The sequence below is a fragment of the Streptococcus sp. SO2 genome, assembly GCF_030440025.1.
In genome coordinates, this window is the sequence record NZ_JAQFJH010000010.1 from 43,937 (window position 1) to 60,005 (window position 16,069).

The following is a 16,069-nucleotide window of genomic DNA, read 5'->3' on the forward strand; positions in this document are numbered from 1 at the left end:
ATGAAAGAGATTATTGAAAAACTAGCAAAATTTGAACATTTATCAGGTGTGGAAATGACGGATGTCATTGAGCGTATCGTAACTGGGCGTGTAACCGAAGCGCAGATTGCTTCTCTTCTCTTGGCCCTTAAGATGAAGGGGGAAACACCTGAAGAACGCACAGCCATTGCACAAGTCATGAGAGGCCATGCCCAACACATTCCAACTGAAATCCATGATGCTATGGACAACTGTGGTACAGGTGGTGACAAGTCTTTCAGCTTTAACATTTCCACAACTGCAGCCTTTGTCTTGGCTGGTGGCGGCATTCATATGGCTAAACACGGTAACCGTTCGATTTCTTCTAAATCGGGTTCTGCAGACGTCCTTCAAGCATTGGGCATCAATCTTGACCTTAAACCAGCTGAACTAGGTAAGGTCTTTGATAAAACTGGAATCGTCTTTCTCTTTGCTAAAAATATGCACCCAGCTATGAAATACATCATGCCAGCTCGTTTGGAATTGGGAATTCCAACGATTATGAACTTGACTGGTCCACTGATTCACCCAATGGCCTTGGAAACACAGCTTCTTGGTATTAGTCGTCCAGAACTGCTAGAAAGTACCGCTCAGGTTTTGAAAAATATGGGTCGCAAACGTGCCATCGTGGTTGCTGGACCAGAAGGCTTGGATGAAGCTGGTTTGAATGGAGCTACCAGCATTGCCCTTCTTGAGAATGGCAAAATCACCTTGTCAAGCTTTACTCCAGAAGATTTGGGGATGGAACGCTACGCTATCGAAGATATCCGTGGAGGGAATGCTCAGGAAAATGCAGAGATTTTGCTTAGCGTTCTTCAAAACGAACCAAGTCCATTCTTGGAAACGACAGTCTTGAATGCTGGTCTTGGTTTCTATGCCAATGGTAAGGTAGCTAGTATCAAGGAAGGAGTTGCCTTGGCCCGTCAAGTGATTGCTAGTGGTAAGGCCCTAGAAAAACTCAGACTGTTACAGGAGTATCAAAAATGAGTCAGGAATTTTTAGCACGAATTTTGGAGCAGAAGGCTCATGAGGTCGAGCAGATGGAGCTGGAGGAAGTCCAGCCCCTACGCCAGACCTATCGCCTAGCTGAATTTTTGAAGAATCACCAAGATCGTTTACAGGTAATCGCTGAAGTCAAGAAGGCTAGCCCTAGTCTGGGAGATATCAATCTCGATGTGGATATTGTGCAACAGGCCCAGACTTATGAAGCGAACGGAGCAGTGATGATTTCGGTTTTGACAGATGAGATTTTCTTTAAAGGGCATTTGGATTATCTACGGGAGATTTCCAGTCAAGTAGAGATTCCGACGCTCAACAAGGACTTTATCATCGATGAAAAACAAATCATCCGCGCTCGCAATGCCGGCGCGACAGTTATCTTGCTCATCGTGGCTGCCTTGTCAGAAGAACGCCTCAAGGAACTGTATGACTACGCGACAGAGCTTGGTCTGGAAGTCTTGGTGGAAACTCACAATCTAGCTGAACTAGAGGTAGCCCACAGACTGGGTGCTGAGATTATTGGGGTTAATAACCGCAACTTGACCACCTTTGAAGTCGACTTGCAGACCAGTGTAGACTTGGCCCAGTACTTTAAGGAAGGTCGCTATTACATTTCTGAATCTGCTATTTTCACAGGGCAGGATGCAAAACGAGTAGCACCATACTTTAACGGAATTTTGGTGGGAACAGCTCTCATGCAGGCGGAAGATGTGGCCCAGAGAATCAAGGAGTTACAGATTGACAAAGGTTAAGATTTGTGGGCTATCGACCAAAGAAGCGGTGAAAACAGCCGTGTCAGCAGGGGCAGACTACATCGGTTTTGTCTTCGCACCTAGTAAAAGGCAGGTGACCTTGGAACAGGCTGCTGAGCTGGCAAAGCTCATTCCTGTCAACGTTAAAAAGGTTGGTGTATTTGTTTCACCAAGTCGAGCTCAACTGCTAAAAGCGATTGACAAAGTTGGCTTGGACTTGATTCAAGTTCATGGTCAGGTGGCAGATGATTTGTTTGAGGATTTGCCTTGTGCCAGCATTCAGGCGGTGCAAGTGGATAGAAATGGTCATGTGCCAAATTCTCAGGCAGATTATCTACTCTTTGATGCCCCTGTTGCTGGGAGTGGCCAGATCTTTGACTGGGGCCAACTGGATACGACAGGACTAGCTCAGCCCTTCTTTATCGCAGGTGGGCTTAATGAAGATAATGTAGTAAAAGCAATTCAACACTTTACTCCCTATGCAGTAGATGTATCAAGCGGAGTGGAGACAGATGGACAAAAAGATCATGAAAAGATTAGAAGATTTATAGAGAGTGTAAAGCATGGCATATCAAGAACCAAATAAAGATGGATTTTACGGAAAATTCGGCGGACGTTTCGTCCCAGAAACATTGATGACAGCAGTTTTGGAGTTGGAAAAAGCTTATCGTGAAAGTCAGGCAGACCCAAGCTTCCAAGAGGAATTGAACCAACTTTTGCGCCAGTACGTAGGACGTGAAACGCCTCTTTACTATGCAAAAAACCTGACCCAGCATATCGGTGGAGCCAAGATTTACCTCAAACGGGAAGACCTCAACCACACAGGTGCCCACAAGATTAACAATGCCTTAGGACAAGTTCTTCTGGCTAAACGTATGGGTAAAAAGAAAATTATTGCTGAGACAGGTGCTGGTCAGCACGGTGTGGCAACTGCAACAGCTGCAGCCCTCTTCAACATGGAATGTACCATCTACATGGGTGAGGAAGATGTCAAACGCCAAGCCCTTAATGTCTTCCGTATGGAGCTTTTGGGAGCTAAGGTTGAGGCCGTGACAGATGGTTCGCGCGTGCTCAAGGATGCAGTTAATGCAGCCCTTCGTTCATGGGTAGCTAACATCGATGATACCCACTATATCCTTGGTTCTGCCTTGGGACCACATCCTTTCCCAGAAATCGTTCGTGACTTCCAAAGTGTCATTGGTCGAGAAGCCAAACAACAGTACCGCGACTTGACAGGTGAAAATCTACCAGATGCCCTAGTAGCCTGTGTTGGTGGTGGTTCTAATGCTATTGGACTCTTCCATCCATTTGTGGAAGATGAGTCAGTAGCTATGTATGGGGCTGAAGCAGCAGGACTTGGTGTGGACACAGAGTACCACGCAGCTACCTTGACCAAGGGTCGTCCAGGTGTCCTTCACGGTTCCCTCATGGATGTTCTCCAAGATGCTCATGGTCAAATTCTTGAAGCCTTCTCTATCTCAGCAGGTTTGGACTATCCTGGTATCGGTCCAGAACATTCTCACTATCACGATATCAAACGTGCCAGTTATGTCCCTGTGACAGACGAGGAAGCCTTGGAAGGATTCCAACTCTTGTCTCGTGTGGAAGGGATTATCCCAGCCTTGGAATCTAGCCATGCTATCGCTTTTGCAGTGAAATTGGCCAAAGAACTCGGACCAGACAGGTCCATGATTGTCTGCCTATCTGGTCGTGGGGACAAGGATGTAGTTCAAGTCAAAGACCGCTTGGAAGCTGATGCAGCAAAGAAGGGAGAAGGTCATGCCTAAGACTCTAACAGAAAAATTGAATGCTATCAAAGCAGCTGGAAAAGGAATTTTCGTTCCCTATATCATGGCTGGAGACCACGAGAAAGGTTTGGATGGTCTAGGAGAAACAATCCACTTTTTAGAAGATTTGGGTGTTTCTGCCATCGAAGTGGGCATTCCCTTTTCAGACCCAGTTGCAGATGGACCTGTGATCGAAGAAGCAGGCTTGCGCAGTCTAGCTCGCGGGACTTCTACCCAGACTTTGGTTGAAACCTTGAAAACCATTCAGACTGAGGTGCCACTTGTCATCATGACCTACTTTAACCCCCTCTTTCAGTACGGTGTGGAGAAATTTGTCAAAGATCTGACAGATACAGCCGTTAAGGGATTGATTATCCCAGACCTGCCTCATGAACATGCCAACTTTGTGGAGCCTTTTTTGGCAGACACAGATATCGCTTTAATTCCCCTAGTTAGTTTGACGACAGGGATTGAGCGTCAGAAAGAGTTGATCAAGGGAGCGGAAGGCTTTGTCTATGCCGTTGCCATCAATGGGGTGACAGGAAAATCAGGCAATTACCGTGCAGACTTGGACAAGCACTTGGCACAATTGCATCAAGTGGCCGATATCCCAGTTTTGACAGGTTTTGGCGTATCTAGTCAGGATGATGTGGAACGCTTCAATGCGGTGTCAGATGGCGTTATCGTCGGTTCGAAAATTGTAAAAGCTCTCCACCAAGGAGAGCCGATTGAGGACTTTATCAAACAAGCAGTAGCTTACCAAAAATAATCACACAAGTAGCAAGTAAGAGGAAAGGCACAAAAGGAAGTCTTTCCTTTTTCTTTTGCGAAAGAAAGGCTAAAATCCCTGCCGCAGAAGCAAACTGGATCAAGATGAGTAATTCGGTCGCGCTAAAGACGAGAGCACAAGAAGCCAGAAAGAGAAAATCCCCTGCGCCCATGCGAATATCGATAAAATGGGCTATGATTCCTAGAACAAGGAAGAAGAGCATAATCAGACTCCAACCACAGAAAGCCATGAGGATTAGATGGAACGTCAGCCAGACTAGTAAGGGATATTCCTGATGGCGAAAGTCGTAGATGCCCAAGGTCAAACCAGCAGTGATTAGGATGACTTGACCCAAGGAAATCCACCCCCAAGACCAAGCTAGAAAGAGGAGTCCTAAGCCTAGTTCAAAGAGGGCATACCAGAATGGATAGCGAATCTTGCAGTAGCGACAGCGAAAACGATTAACCACCTGCGAAAGGATAGGAATCAAATCTAGCGGACGCAAGCGAGTTTGACAGGAATCGCAGTGGCTAGAAGGAAAGATAATAGACTGCTCTGGAAAACGGTCAATGACCAAACCCAAGAAAGAAGCGAGAATGCTCCCGACAAGAAAAAAATAAAGATCAATCATACTTATCTATTCGTAAAAAATAGGAGAAGTAGTATAATAAAGAAACATAGATAAGATGGTGAGGTCAAGATGACAATTCGTTTTGAAGAAAATGTGAGCCCAGAAAGTGCTCAACTCGTATGCCAATGGTCTAACTCCCTTGGCAAATCCTTTCAAGAACAATGGATGGGACCAATGATTCCTTTTCCCTTGACCATTCAAGTCTTGCAAGATTTGGAAGGAATCTTTTCAATCTTTGATGGACAAGAGTTTGTGGGGCTTATCCAGAAAATCAGGCTAGAAGACAGGAATCTTCATATCGGGAGATTTTTTATCAATCCCCAGAAACAGGGGCAGGGCTTAGGTAGCCAGACTTTAAGGAAATTTGTTAGTTTGGCATTTGAAAATGAAGACATAGATACTATTTCTCTTAATGTCTACGAGGCAAATCAAACAGCTTACAATCTTTACCAAAAAGAAGGATTTGAAATCGTTCAAATGGTTGAAACACCTATACGAAAATACATCATGAAAAAGGGTAGATAGCAGTCACTTGAGTTAGAGTCCCAAGGATATCCGAGGATAAGGCAGTTACCTTTCAAAGTTGGAAACAAGATTTCTATGATTTCTTAGATAGAGGAGATAAACATGTCGAGATGTAGAAAAATACGAATCTTGCTCGCTTCTGTAATTGCCTTAGCTACTGGCTTGAATCTTTATTTTCAGTATCAAAACCATCAAGAACATATGCAATTAAAAACCTCCTTTGAAGAGAGGGACAATATAGCAGTCTTACAATATTTAATGGATTCAGGAAAATATGCGTCCGACATGCGAAAAGCTGGCTATGTTGTTCCTCCCGATGGTGCTATCCGCTTGGATGGAGGGATTGACTCCATAGGGATAAAAGGAGACATCGATTTGGATATCTCAAATCCGGGACGGAATGGGGTAACTGCTTATTTTAGAATAGAGATAGATGGTAAAATAACTAGTGTACTATATGAATTGGATAAGAACTTTGATTTAGTTTCTAGCAGCTACTTTCAAGTTAATGAAAACAATATAAAAGAAAGTGTGAACACCTCTCCAGCCGAAGAAGAACGCCTGTTAAAGATTGTTCGAAAAGAGTTGAAAGCCTTTCTAGATAAGATGTATCAGACTTTGTATGGTTGAGCTTACTAGTAAGAAATGAACACGAGACTTTGTTGGGGATGTGAACGAGGATAAAAAAGGGGACAAAATGTTTACAGAATTGCTCTTTATTGTCTCTTTTGTCTTACTTTTACGTTTGTTTAAAAGTAGGCGCTCACGAATGATTATAGGAGTCTTGTATAGTTTGCTACTAGTCTGGTTTGTCATTTCAGTTTTGAGCTATGGCAAATACACTCTTCAACCAGGTCAATCCGTCAACTTAAGAGTAAATCCCAGAACACAAGATTTGGAATACTATTCAATCTTCATCTTGAAGAAAAACGATTCAAGCAGAATTAAATTAACTGGCTCTGGTGTTTGGAGTGAAAGAAACAGCGATGTTTACTATGAAGTAGAGGAACAAAAAATTATAAAAAGCCATGGTTTGGACGAGGAGGACGAAAAACTTCCAAACAAGCAACCAGATATTTATTTAGAAAAAGATGGAGTTGTTGTAAGTTATCAAGGTGAAAAAGTGTTTGATGCCACCAATAACAAGCCCTACACGATAACCATTACCAACGTAGACAATCAACCAGCCCAATTTGAGGCTCAGGTGGTGGATAAATAAGCCAGTCTAGTGGTGTGCAAGCTTTTAAATTTTCTTTCTTTAAAAAGGGAGATATTATTTTAAACAAGCAAAAAGCCTTGATTCCAAGGCTCTTCCTGTTGACAATTCCTTTTAACGAAAATTGGGAAACGTGTTTAGAATCCGATCTACAAAAAAAGAGGACATTTGCGGTCCTCTTTTTGACTACTATATATAAAAAGGTCAATTAATGTTTAGTCTTATTTTTCGTCTTTGTGAAGCATGTTTTTAACACCTTCAATAGCGCCTTCGACAGCATCTTTAGCATCTTCAGCAACTTCTTTTACTTTAGAAACAACTTTTTCAGCTGTTCCTTCTTTTTCCATTTTTTCATCGCCGATCATTTTGCCGACACCTTCTTTAATGGAACCTTTTGCTTGATTTAATTTTTCTTCTGTTGACATGATTCTGCCTCCTTTAAATTGATTGATTTAGACCAGATGAATTAGTGTACGCGAGCATTTTCCTTTGCTTCGCCCTTAACGGCTTCAACACCTTCGCCTACTTTTTCTTGAACAGCAGCAACACCTGAACCGATACCAGATTTCACTTTTTCAAATTGTTCTGAAGCAAATTCTCCTGTTGAAGAAGCCACGTCAGTTACTCGGTCTTGAAGGCTAACTGAATCTGCTTCATGCTGTTCCTTCGTTTTGATATCAACAACATTCACATTGACTTCAACAACTTCTAGATCAGTCATTTTTGTAACTTGTGATACCACAACATCTTTGATTTCTTTGTACAAAGCTGGAACATTCTTTTGGTATTCAACAACAATGTTCAAGTCAACTGCAACTTGTTCTTTCCCAACTTCAACATTGACACCATGAGTGACATTATCTGTATTGATAATTTTTTCTGTTAGATTAGAGAAGAATCCTCCATCCACATCCAAAAGTCCAGGTACTTTTTCAAGTGAAAGACCAATGATTTTTTGGATGACTTTGTCTTCATAAGTGAGTTCCCCTTTAACATCTTGAGAAACAACAGCAACATCTTTTTTTTCTACATTTTTATCTACGTTTGACATACGAGACTCCTTTATTTATTTAAATATTTTTCCTTAACATAGTATCCAGCAAATGCTCCTAAGGCTCCACAAATTAGTACAAATAGTGTTTTGAAAAAGCCAAAGGATAAGATAAAGCAAGCGAGAATGACACCTACTAAACCTGCAATAATTGGATACTGATATTTTTTAAACCATTCCATTTTTACTTCCTTACTTTACACGACTAACAGTCTTTTTGGTCGTTTTTCGAGGTTCAACTTCTTTAACTTTAACTTCAAGTTTTACCTCACGTTCAATACCAAAGAACTGCTTTAATCCATGAGTTATTTCATTCTGAATGACTAGACATCGATTTGAGATGTTGTCTGAAGGAAGAATTTTTCCTTCTACAGTAACGAAACATTTATTTTTGCGGCTATTTACATGGACCGTTGGTTCTTTCATCAACTGATGATCAATGACCAAACATCGAACAAAGCCTTCGATAGCTGAATTTTTTAGTTTTAATGTATCTTCTTGAGTTTCTAATTGAATCTCTAAATATTGTTTAGGATAAAAGAGTATCACTAACATTGAAATTAAAACTAAAACCGATAGGACAAGTGTCCCCCAAAAGACATATCTAGCAATCAGAAATTCAGCGTAGAAATCTCTCCAACTGAATAAGTGGATATCTAAATCACTGACCTGATGATAATCTATGAGAATAGGAAGGAAAATAGTCAAGATTAAGATACAGAAAATAAGTAACAATATTTTCTTTGATTTTGACATATTAAATCCTTTCAAATGAAAAGCTTTAAACCATAATTTTACCCGTCTACAGTATTCAAAATTATGGCTTATCACTTTTAATTTCTTATTAGGTAATGCTTATTTTTTACCAAATAGAAATGAAACGACTGCAACAACAATCACAGCACCAACGATTGACGGAATAATAGCCATTCCAGCCAATGAAGGTCCCCAGCTTCCTAGAAGTGATTGCCCTACAGACGAACCGATAAGACCTGCAAAGATATTTGCAATCAATCCCATTGAACCACCTTTTTTAGTGATTGCACCTGCGATGAGACCAATAAGACCTCCTACAATAATGGACCACAACATAGTGTATCCTCCTTTTCTATTTCTAAATCAAAGAATCAATTTCTTTGATTACACTAATTATATAGTATTTCAACTTGGAAACATAATAGTTTGTCTTGAATTACATATCGTAAACATGTACTTTAGATACAAATAAATAAGAAAATCTTGATGCTACTGGGTTTCTAAGGGATTAGACTGGTCTTTTTATGACAAGCAAAAGTCGTTGTAAGAGGATAAATGGACTCCATGTGGTATAATTGCATGAAGATTGAAAGACAATCGTTTAGTTTATTATAAAGAGAGAAAAGCTATTCATGAGAGATTTATTATCGAAAAAAAGTCACAGACAATTAGAATTATTAGAATTACTGTTTGAAAACAAACGCTGGTTTCATATTTCAGAACTAGCAGAATTATTGCACTGTACAGAACGTTCTGTAAAAAATGACTTGTCCCATGTCAGGTCTTCTTTTCCTGACTTGATATTTCATTCCTCAACAAACGGCATCCGTATCATTAATACCGATGATAGTGATATTGAGATGGTCTATCATCATTTTTTTAAGCATTCAACCCACTTTTCAATTTTAGAATTTATCTTCTTTAATGAAGGATGTGATACTGATAGTATTTGCAAAGAGTTTTATATCAGTTCTTCCTCTCTTTACCGTATCATCAGTCATATTAATAAAATTATTAAGAAGCAATATCGTTTTGAAATTAGCCTCAATCCAGTTCGAATCACTGGGAATGAGATCGATATCCGTTACTTTTTTGCCCAGTATTTTTCAGAGAAATATTATTTCCTTGAATGGCCCTTTGAAGCTTTTTCTGTAGAACCTTTATGTAAGCTGTTGGCACTGGTCTATAAAGAAACTGCATTTCCAGTCAATTTCGCTACTCAACGAATGTTAAAGTTACTCCTCGTAACAAATTTATACCGAATAAAGTTTGGTCATTTCTTGGAAGTTGAGAAAAATTCTTTTAACAATCATTTGTTGGAATCTTTCATGGAGGCAGAAGAAATCGAAGAGATTGTAGCGAGCTTTGATTCTGAATATCATATCTCTCTGAATAAAGAAGTGATAGGTCAACTGTTTGTATCCTATTTTCAAAAAATGTTTTTCATAGATGAAGAAGTATTTCTCAACCATGCAAAAACAGACAGCTATGTAAAAAAATCGTATCAGTTATTGGGCGACCTAGTAGATCAGGTATCAAGAGACTATAATCTCCAAGTAGACAATAAGGACAATCTGATTTGGCATCTGCATAATACAGCACATCTGCATCGTCAGGAATTATCGACAGAGTTTATCTTATTTGATCAAAAAGGTAATACAATCAAAAACTTTCAAAATATTTTCCCTCGCTTTGTTTCAGAGGTGAAGGAAGGGATGGAACATTATCTAGAGACTTTGGATATGGATCGTAATTCAATGAAGGTCAATCATTTGTCTTATACTTTTATCACTCATAGCAAACACTTGGTGCTAAATCTTTTACAAAATCAACCTAAATTAAAGGTTTTGGTCATGAGTAATTTTGATCAGTATCATGCAAAATCAGTAGCTGAGACACTTGCTTACTATTGCAGTAACAATTTTGAACTGGAAGTTTGGAGTGAATTAGAGTTATCCCTTGATGCTCTAAAAGAATCACCTTATGACATCATTATTTCTAATTTTATTATTCCGCCGATTGAAAATAAGAGACTGATCTATTCCAATAATGTCAATACAGTCGCTCTTATCTCTTTGCTTAACGCAATGATGTTTATTCGATTGGACGAGTAACTAAGAATAAAAAAACGCTATCTAGCGTTTTTTCTTATAAGAAAAGAATTTCATCTATATTAGACTCAGAATAACCTAAGAAACTAAGCAAAAAAGCCTTGGTTATCAAGGCTTTTCCTGTTGTATTTAGATGCCCCCTGCAAGCATTTTTAAGAAATCTTCATCTTGAAACTAACCAAAAATGTTGAAATATAAACGATTTTTGGAAGATACTTGGAATAATTTTGAATGTGATTATTTCAAAACGTGGCAAAAGTGGGGCAAATTATTTAGGATATAGAAAATAGATAAGTTTTGATATCATCTTTTTCTTGATAGTCGAGTCATAATAAAGTTAAGATATTGTGGACTTATTTTGAAACAACTCAATTTTATCATTGCAGTAAGTGATTAAATTTTTTGCTTTTTCAAAATGATATCCTTTTTCGGATACAAACTTTACTTTCTTCTCATCAAAATAATAGCCTGTCAAACCAGTGACTTCTTCTGATAAGGTGAGGTAGTAGCCTGTTTTAATTCCCTCGTCTAAATTCTTAGAGAGTGACTTCATCAAGCGGCCAAAGAGAGACTTTTTCGTTTTTTCATCACTGGAATCGTTCCCCAAATTGGTTGAAATCAAACCTGGATGGTAAGAATTGATGGTGATGTTTGAACCTCTTAAGAAGAACTCTCTGGCTAGATAGCGTGTCATCCAAATAGTGTAAAGTTTAGAATTATTATAGGCCAATCCGAGATTATAATTGTTCTCAAATCCAAAGTCTAAATCCTTGACCTTGGCAAAATGATGCATATAGGAGGAGGTATTAATGATACGACCGTCAGGCGCTTTTTCTAACAAGGGGCTTAGCTCAATTGTTAACATATAGGGAATGAGAACGGATAACATAAAAGTCAATTCGACATTTTCAGTACTCACTTTTCGTTCTTTTCCTCCATAAAGTCCTGCATTATTAAACAAGACATCGATACTTTGAAAGTCTCGCTTGATTTCTTCCACAAATCGATAAACATCGTCTAATTTTGAAAAATCCGCAAGGTAGCTAGAAACTCTGCCTCTCAAGGAAACTGCTCGAACCTCTTGAAGAGCCAGCTCAAGTTTTTGAGGGTTTCGACCATGAAGAATGACATGATGACCTTGGCTGGCCAGTTTCTTTGCCAAATGTTTACCGATACCGTCAGTAGCACCTGTTATTAGAATGGTTTTGACCATATTAGTCCTCCAAGAAAGCAATGAGTTCTTTTGAAAACTCCTCTGCATATTGGAAGATCGAACCGTGCCCTGCATTTGGATAGATAATCAGCTTACTATTTTCGATTTTCTCATGCATGTCATAGGAATTTTCCGTTGGAACCTGCATATCCTTGTCCCCGTTAACGATTAAGGTTGGTTGAGTGATAAATGTTAGGTCGTCTTGAGGATCTTTCCCCCAACGTTTAATAGCTTTGAGTTGAGTTAGGAAACCTGATACGTTCATGTCTTTATCCGCAAATTCCTTTGTTCTCATACCCATTCGTCCTAGGACTTTCAAAGCTTCGATTTTCCCTTGTTCATCATGATTATAGAAGATATAGCGTTTAGGATCGATGCGCTCGAGTCCCGCTTTAAACATATAGTTAAAGGTTTTCCCTGTTACCTTATCGACCTCTTTTCCACCTCGAGGACCTGTTCCAGCCAAGATTAAACGATTGACTAGAGTAGGATTTATTCGGATGATTTCTTGGGCAATCATTCCTCCCATAGAAAGGCCGAGGAGATTGATTTTATCGTAACCAAGCGCTTTTACAAAGTCAATTGTCTGCTCAGCCATTCCAGGAATGGTTGGCGCCACTTGGCCTTGACTGGCTCCAACACCAGGAAGATTGACTACAATGACATGGTGTTTTTCAGCAATCAAGTTTAATAGTCTTGGATCCCAGTTATCGAGAGTTGCTGCCAAATGGACCAGCATCAGAAGAGGTAGTTTTGATTTGCTTTTGCTGAGTTCGCGATAGGCGATTTGGTTTTCTTGGACAGTGATGTATTGATTTTTAGTTGTAAGATATGACATTGTGTTTTCCATTTTTATTTCTTAAAGCTGAGGACTGTTTTTCCACGCGAGCGACCATTAGCGACTTTGTCTAATGCACTATTTACTTCTTCAAATGGATAAACTGTATCGATAGAGGGTTTGATTTTTAATTTACTAAAGAGGTCAGCTACTTCTTGTAATTGAGCGCCGTTGCTTTCTACAAAGATAAAATGGTATTGGACACCGTATTTTTTCGCCATCTTATCAAATTTGCGACCGGCTAAGCTAAGAATAATCTGTTTCCATTTTGGTAGATTCATGCGTTTGGCAAAAGCACCGTTTGGCATGGCACGAAGGGACACAAGGTGACCACCTTTTTTCATAATAGACATTTGTTTTTCAGTTTCAGCCCCACCAAGAGTATCGAGAACATAATCAACCTGGCTAACAGTTTTTGTATAATCCTCTGTTTTGTAATCGATAAATCGGTCTGCTCCTAGCTTTAAAACTCGCTCAGCACTATCTCCAGCACCATTAGTGATGACTTTCAAACATTTGGCCTTGGCGATCGGAATGGCCATCCCACCAACTCCTCCAGTACCACCAGAGATAAAGATCGTTTTCCCAGCTTGAGCGCCCATGAGGTCAAGAGCCTGCATAATGGTCAAGGCAGTAAGAGGAACAGCAGCAGCTTCCTCGTCTGATAGATAGTCTGGAACTTTGGCTAAGGCTTGGCTATCGACAGCTACGTATTCTGCAAAGGCGCCGATATGATCAAGTGGCAGACGTCCAAAGACACGATCTCCTACCTGAAAGTTGTTAACTTTCTTGCCAATGCTTTCAACGATTCCAACCACTTCGTTACCTGCAGTTTGAGGAAGTTTGTATGGAACAATCATCTTAACCTCACCACGAGAGATCATATTATCGAGAGGATTAACGCCGGCTGCGGTGACTTTAACTAAAACTTCTTTGTCTGTAATACTTGGTTTAGCGATTTCTGTGATGTTCAGTGTGATATTGTTTTTGTTATAAGTAGTGTGTTGTGCAACTTTCATGTGTTTTCTCTTTTCTTTTTTAATATAATTCAATAGACTTGTATTTGATACAAGTTCATGTTGTCTCCAGTAAAAACTGACTTGCTATCAAATCAGTTTCGGACTTGTTTGGCTTGTTTATATAGATTGTCAATGACATCTTCTAAAGTTTGATTTGCTAATTCCTTCTCTAATTGAGATTCGGCACTAGCGAAAAGCGGTGAAACTGCTCCTTGGATATGTTTTCCAACAGGGCAATCAGGATTGCTATTTTGATGAACAGGGAATAAACTAATGTGATTGATTTCTTGAGTAGCATAGTAGATCTCTAGTAAAGTCATTTTCTTTGGAGACTTACTGAGTTGATAACCTGTTTTTCCTTGCTGGGAATGAATCAAATCTGCATTTTTCAATAAGGCAATCACCTTTCGAATGTAACTAGCGTTGGTCCCGACGCTCTCAGCCAGTGCTTGTGAACTTAAGGTATCCTTGCTTTCACTAATCATGGTTAGGATGTGCAAGGCTACTGAAAATTTCGTATCCATATAAACTCCTTTAGATAACTTGTATCTGATACAAGAACAAGTATAGCACAAATAAAAAGAAAAGCAAGACTTTTGTTTTAAATTAAAAAAAATTTTTTGAAGAGTGTCATCAGATTAGAGATGTTTGGTAAGAAAGTTCATAATCAAATGGGAGGATAAACTTGTTTTAAAGAAACAGAATCTCCCCTCTCTGCTTGATTAAACATATCTTAGTTTGTGCCTAGTAAACTTTGTTTCATAATCTAATTATATGTTATTTCATTCCGTTTTTTTGTTCTTTTCAAAGCGTTATGAGGACTTGAAACTTATTTTATAATTTTTAATTAGTAAAATGTTGAATTATAGTGAGTATTGTGTCACAATAGATAGTATATAAATCATTAATAGAATAGAAATAATACTTTCTTACCTTTACAAGTAGTATTGGTTACACATTTTTTCGTCTCAATTGTACTTATCTCTCAAGTTTAGTTAATTTTTATTAGCTTTGTTTTCGAATCAATAAAACAAATTTTAGAAGTGCATAAGACAAGATGGTGACATTACTACAGTCATTTCTAGTCACCATATGTTGCTGGCACAGGCTGTTTGTAGTGTTGGCTATTTACTAGTCAGTTTAATCGGAGTGTTTAATTTTTATTGTTGAAAGGTCTTTTATGGAAAAAATTCTATCTTTAGGTCTGACAGGTAAGAAATTACTTGTTCAGGGTTTCTTGTTTGTTCTGCTAGGACTTGTCTTAATGGTCACGGGGACTTGGTTGCCAGTAACGGTTATTCGACTGGTTCTGTTTTTAGCTTGGATAGCAACGGTCTTAGATTTAGTATTACGTATTTTCAAAAAAAGTCAGTCAACGGACACCTTGGGAGTTGCACTGGTTAAATTGTTAGTGCTGGGATATTTGCTTGGCTCCAATCTTGCGACGGATGTGCCGATTTATATTTTGGCTCTTGTGATTGGAGTTTATCAGATTTTTCATGCTACTATCAATCTTGTCACCTATCTTCTCTACCGCAAAAACAAAATTCGACCTCGTTTTCGTCTCTTACTAGATGGACTCGTACTAGTTTTTCTTGGTGGGACTAGTCTTTTGTCCTCTACAGGAAATTCTGTCTTTCAACTCTTTGTATTAGGGGCTTATTTTTTCCTTTATGGTGTGTCCAATATCCGTGATGGTTTCTTGTTTGAGGAGGAAATTGGGAAAAACCATCTCAAACGTCGTGTAAGAATTAGCTTACCTATTGTCCTAGCCGCTCTCATCCCTGCAAGAACTTTAGCAAAAATCAACAAATTCATGCAGGAAAATGCTGATGAGAGAGAGGATATCCATCTTGGAATGGTGAAGTCTGGTAAGACAGCGGAGCTTGAAATTTTTGTTCATACAGCTGAGACCTCTCTGTTTTCGGCAATTGGTCATGTGGATATCTGCTATCAAGGCCGTGTTATTTCTTATGGCAACTATGATCCGTCTTCTGAGACCTTATTTGGCATGGTAGGAGATGGTGTCTTATATTTCTGTGATCGTGACAAGTACATTGACCTATGTAAACGTGAGAGTCAAAAAACGCTTTTTGGTTATGGGATAGATTTGACGCCTGAAATGGAAAAAGCAGTTCAGAAAAAGTTGGCTGAATTGAAACAACTGACGATTTCATGGGAGCCAAGTGCAGATAAAATCATGACAGGTGATGGTAAGGAAGACTACACCTACGCTTATAAAATCAGACATGAGACAGATGGGGAACTTTATAAATTTATCAAATCTAAGTTTAAATCCTACTTTGTCTTATCTACAAACTGTGTGCTCTTGGCTGATACCATAGTCGGTCAGGCTGGCACCGATATCCTCTCACCCAAAGGAT

At 39.2% G+C, this 16,069-nt stretch carries 20 protein-coding genes; 10 read left to right on the top strand and 10 right to left on the bottom strand.

Annotated features, from left to right (window positions below; all coding sequences use genetic code 11):
* Genes trpD through trpA form a run of 5 tightly spaced genes read left to right on the top strand, consistent with a single transcriptional unit; the run spans position 1 to position 4,325 of the window.
* Positions 1 to 1,005 (top strand): anthranilate phosphoribosyltransferase, encoded by a 1,005-nt coding sequence (trpD, locus tag PCY17_RS08650; protein WP_000658672.1) that lies wholly within the window; start codon positions 1 to 3, stop codon positions 1,003 to 1,005.
* Complete coding sequence (trpC, locus tag PCY17_RS08655) at positions 1,002 to 1,769, top strand: indole-3-glycerol phosphate synthase TrpC (protein WP_049520406.1); 768 nt, start codon at positions 1,002 to 1,004, stop codon at positions 1,767 to 1,769. Before trpD ends, trpC begins: the two co-directional genes overlap by 4 nt.
* Entirely contained in the window at positions 1,756 to 2,355 is a 600-nt protein-coding gene (locus PCY17_RS08660; protein WP_042902639.1) for a phosphoribosylanthranilate isomerase, read from the top strand. The genes trpC and PCY17_RS08660 overlap by 14 nt, the downstream gene beginning before the upstream one ends.
* Positions 2,333 to 3,556, top strand: a complete 1,224-nt coding sequence (gene trpB, locus PCY17_RS08665; protein ID WP_301393327.1) for a tryptophan synthase subunit beta — start codon at positions 2,333 to 2,335, stop codon at positions 3,554 to 3,556. The genes PCY17_RS08660 and trpB overlap by 23 nt, the downstream gene beginning before the upstream one ends.
* Positions 3,549 to 4,325: a tryptophan synthase subunit alpha gene (trpA, locus tag PCY17_RS08670; protein WP_042902641.1), complete on the top strand. Its 777-nt coding sequence runs from the start codon at positions 3,549 to 3,551 to the stop codon at positions 4,323 to 4,325. The genes trpB and trpA overlap by 8 nt, the downstream gene beginning before the upstream one ends.
* On the opposite strand, the gene PCY17_RS08675 is transcribed toward trpA, so the two are convergent.
* Complete coding sequence (locus tag PCY17_RS08675) at positions 4,297 to 4,956, bottom strand: A24 family peptidase (protein WP_042902642.1); 660 nt, start codon at positions 4,954 to 4,956, stop codon at positions 4,297 to 4,299. The two genes, trpA and PCY17_RS08675, sit on opposite strands and share 29 nt — an antisense overlap.
* A gap of 69 nt (positions 4,957 to 5,025) precedes the next feature.
* Here PCY17_RS08675 and PCY17_RS08680 point away from each other — a divergent pair, with 69 nt between their 5' ends.
* The 3 genes from PCY17_RS08680 (at position 5,026) to PCY17_RS08690 (ending at position 6,700) form a co-directional block, all read left to right on the top strand.
* Entirely contained in the window at positions 5,026 to 5,481 is a 456-nt protein-coding gene (locus PCY17_RS08680; protein ID WP_000155443.1) for a GNAT family N-acetyltransferase, read from the top strand.
* A gap of 102 nt (positions 5,482 to 5,583) precedes the next feature.
* Positions 5,584 to 6,111, top strand: coding sequence for a hypothetical protein (locus PCY17_RS08685; RefSeq protein WP_000085628.1), 528 nt, complete (start codon positions 5,584 to 5,586; stop codon positions 6,109 to 6,111).
* A 67-nt stretch (positions 6,112 to 6,178) separates the two neighbouring features.
* Positions 6,179 to 6,700, top strand: a complete 522-nt coding sequence (locus PCY17_RS08690) for a hypothetical protein (protein WP_301393331.1) — start codon at positions 6,179 to 6,181, stop codon at positions 6,698 to 6,700.
* Between the two features lie 218 nt (positions 6,701 to 6,918).
* Here the strand turns inward: PCY17_RS08690 and PCY17_RS08695 are convergent, their stop codons facing one another.
* The 5 genes from PCY17_RS08695 to PCY17_RS08715 form a co-directional block, all read right to left on the bottom strand.
* Positions 6,919 to 7,122, bottom strand: a complete 204-nt coding sequence (locus PCY17_RS08695; RefSeq protein ID WP_000102421.1) for a CsbD family protein — start codon at positions 7,120 to 7,122, stop codon at positions 6,919 to 6,921.
* A 41-nt stretch (positions 7,123 to 7,163) separates the two neighbouring features.
* Complete coding sequence (locus PCY17_RS08700; RefSeq protein WP_000072931.1) at positions 7,164 to 7,748, bottom strand: Asp23/Gls24 family envelope stress response protein; 585 nt, start codon at positions 7,746 to 7,748, stop codon at positions 7,164 to 7,166.
* Between the two features lie 11 nt (positions 7,749 to 7,759).
* On the bottom strand, positions 7,760 to 7,930 hold the full coding sequence (locus PCY17_RS08705) for a DUF2273 domain-containing protein (RefSeq protein WP_000454669.1): 171 nt from the start codon (positions 7,928 to 7,930) through the stop codon (positions 7,760 to 7,762).
* A 10-nt stretch (positions 7,931 to 7,940) separates the two neighbouring features.
* Entirely contained in the window at positions 7,941 to 8,504 is a 564-nt protein-coding gene (gene amaP / locus PCY17_RS08710) for an alkaline shock response membrane anchor protein AmaP (RefSeq protein WP_000045615.1), read from the bottom strand.
* Between the two features lie 99 nt (positions 8,505 to 8,603).
* A complete protein-coding gene (locus PCY17_RS08715; protein WP_000964741.1) occupies positions 8,604 to 8,840 on the bottom strand; it encodes a GlsB/YeaQ/YmgE family stress response membrane protein in 237 nt (78 codons plus the stop codon).
* Positions 8,841 to 9,136: 296 nt separating this feature from the next.
* Here PCY17_RS08715 and PCY17_RS08720 point away from each other — a divergent pair, with 296 nt between their 5' ends.
* Positions 9,137 to 10,618: a M protein trans-acting positive regulator PRD domain-containing protein gene (locus tag PCY17_RS08720; RefSeq protein WP_042902644.1), complete on the top strand. Its 1,482-nt coding sequence runs from the start codon at positions 9,137 to 9,139 to the stop codon at positions 10,616 to 10,618.
* Between the two features lie 334 nt (positions 10,619 to 10,952).
* Here the strand turns inward: PCY17_RS08720 and PCY17_RS08725 are convergent, their stop codons facing one another.
* The 4 genes from PCY17_RS08725 to PCY17_RS08740 all read right to left on the bottom strand — a co-directional run bounded on the left by PCY17_RS08725 (position 10,953) and on the right by PCY17_RS08740 (position 14,209).
* Positions 10,953 to 11,828, bottom strand: a complete 876-nt coding sequence (locus PCY17_RS08725; RefSeq protein WP_042768732.1) for an SDR family NAD(P)-dependent oxidoreductase — start codon at positions 11,826 to 11,828, stop codon at positions 10,953 to 10,955.
* Between the two features lies 1 nt (position 11,829).
* Positions 11,830 to 12,666, bottom strand: a complete 837-nt coding sequence (locus tag PCY17_RS08730; RefSeq protein WP_042768777.1) for an alpha/beta fold hydrolase — start codon at positions 12,664 to 12,666, stop codon at positions 11,830 to 11,832.
* A gap of 14 nt (positions 12,667 to 12,680) precedes the next feature.
* On the bottom strand, positions 12,681 to 13,685 hold the full coding sequence (locus PCY17_RS08735) for an NADP-dependent oxidoreductase (protein WP_301393340.1): 1,005 nt from the start codon (positions 13,683 to 13,685) through the stop codon (positions 12,681 to 12,683).
* 92 nt (positions 13,686 to 13,777) lie between these two features.
* Entirely contained in the window at positions 13,778 to 14,209 is a 432-nt protein-coding gene (locus tag PCY17_RS08740) for an Rrf2 family transcriptional regulator (RefSeq protein ID WP_033584335.1), read from the bottom strand.
* 656 nt (positions 14,210 to 14,865) lie between these two features.
* Here PCY17_RS08740 and PCY17_RS08745 point away from each other — a divergent pair.
* Positions 14,866 to 16,069 (top strand): DUF308 domain-containing protein (locus PCY17_RS08745; RefSeq protein ID WP_301393343.1); only part of this gene is annotated, 1,204 nt, incomplete at its 3' end.

What these genes read in the sequence shown, in the direction of transcription:
- PCY17_RS08695 (WP_000102421.1), bottom strand. Translation starts at nt 7,122, where the DNA reads ATGTCAACAGAAGAAAAATTAAATCAAGCAAAAGGTTCCATTAAAGAA.
- PCY17_RS08725 (WP_042768732.1), bottom strand. Translation starts at nt 11,828, where the DNA reads ATGGTCAAAACCATTCTAATAACAGGTGCTACTGACGGTATCGGTAAA.
- PCY17_RS08720 (WP_042902644.1), top strand. Translation starts at nt 9,137, where the DNA reads ATGAGAGATTTATTATCGAAAAAAAGTCACAGACAATTAGAATTATTA.
- PCY17_RS08700 (WP_000072931.1), bottom strand. Translation starts at nt 7,748, where the DNA reads ATGTCAAACGTAGATAAAAATGTAGAAAAAAAAGATGTTGCTGTTGTT.
- PCY17_RS08715 (WP_000964741.1), bottom strand. Translation starts at nt 8,840, where the DNA reads ATGTTGTGGTCCATTATTGTAGGAGGTCTTATTGGTCTCATCGCAGGT.
- PCY17_RS08680 (WP_000155443.1), top strand. Translation starts at nt 5,026, where the DNA reads ATGACAATTCGTTTTGAAGAAAATGTGAGCCCAGAAAGTGCTCAACTC.
- PCY17_RS08730 (WP_042768777.1), bottom strand. Translation starts at nt 12,666, where the DNA reads ATGTCATATCTTACAACTAAAAATCAATACATCACTGTCCAAGAAAAC.
- amaP (WP_000045615.1), bottom strand. Translation starts at nt 8,504, where the DNA reads ATGTCAAAATCAAAGAAAATATTGTTACTTATTTTCTGTATCTTAATC.
- PCY17_RS08735 (WP_301393340.1), bottom strand. Translation starts at nt 13,685, where the DNA reads ATGAAAGTTGCACAACACACTACTTATAACAAAAACAATATCACACTG.
- PCY17_RS08675 (WP_042902642.1), bottom strand. Translation starts at nt 4,956, where the DNA reads ATGATTGATCTTTATTTTTTTCTTGTCGGGAGCATTCTCGCTTCTTTC.
- PCY17_RS08740 (WP_033584335.1), bottom strand. Translation starts at nt 14,209, where the DNA reads ATGGATACGAAATTTTCAGTAGCCTTGCACATCCTAACCATGATTAGT.
- PCY17_RS08690 (WP_301393331.1), top strand. Translation starts at nt 6,179, where the DNA reads ATGTTTACAGAATTGCTCTTTATTGTCTCTTTTGTCTTACTTTTACGT.
- PCY17_RS08705 (WP_000454669.1), bottom strand. Translation starts at nt 7,930, where the DNA reads ATGGAATGGTTTAAAAAATATCAGTATCCAATTATTGCAGGTTTAGTA.
- PCY17_RS08685 (WP_000085628.1), top strand. Translation starts at nt 5,584, where the DNA reads ATGTCGAGATGTAGAAAAATACGAATCTTGCTCGCTTCTGTAATTGCC.
- trpB (WP_301393327.1), top strand. Translation starts at nt 2,333, where the DNA reads ATGGCATATCAAGAACCAAATAAAGATGGATTTTACGGAAAATTCGGC.
- trpA (WP_042902641.1), top strand. Translation starts at nt 3,549, where the DNA reads ATGCCTAAGACTCTAACAGAAAAATTGAATGCTATCAAAGCAGCTGGA.
- trpD (WP_000658672.1), top strand. Translation starts at nt 1, where the DNA reads ATGAAAGAGATTATTGAAAAACTAGCAAAATTTGAACATTTATCAGGT.
- trpC (WP_049520406.1), top strand. Translation starts at nt 1,002, where the DNA reads ATGAGTCAGGAATTTTTAGCACGAATTTTGGAGCAGAAGGCTCATGAG.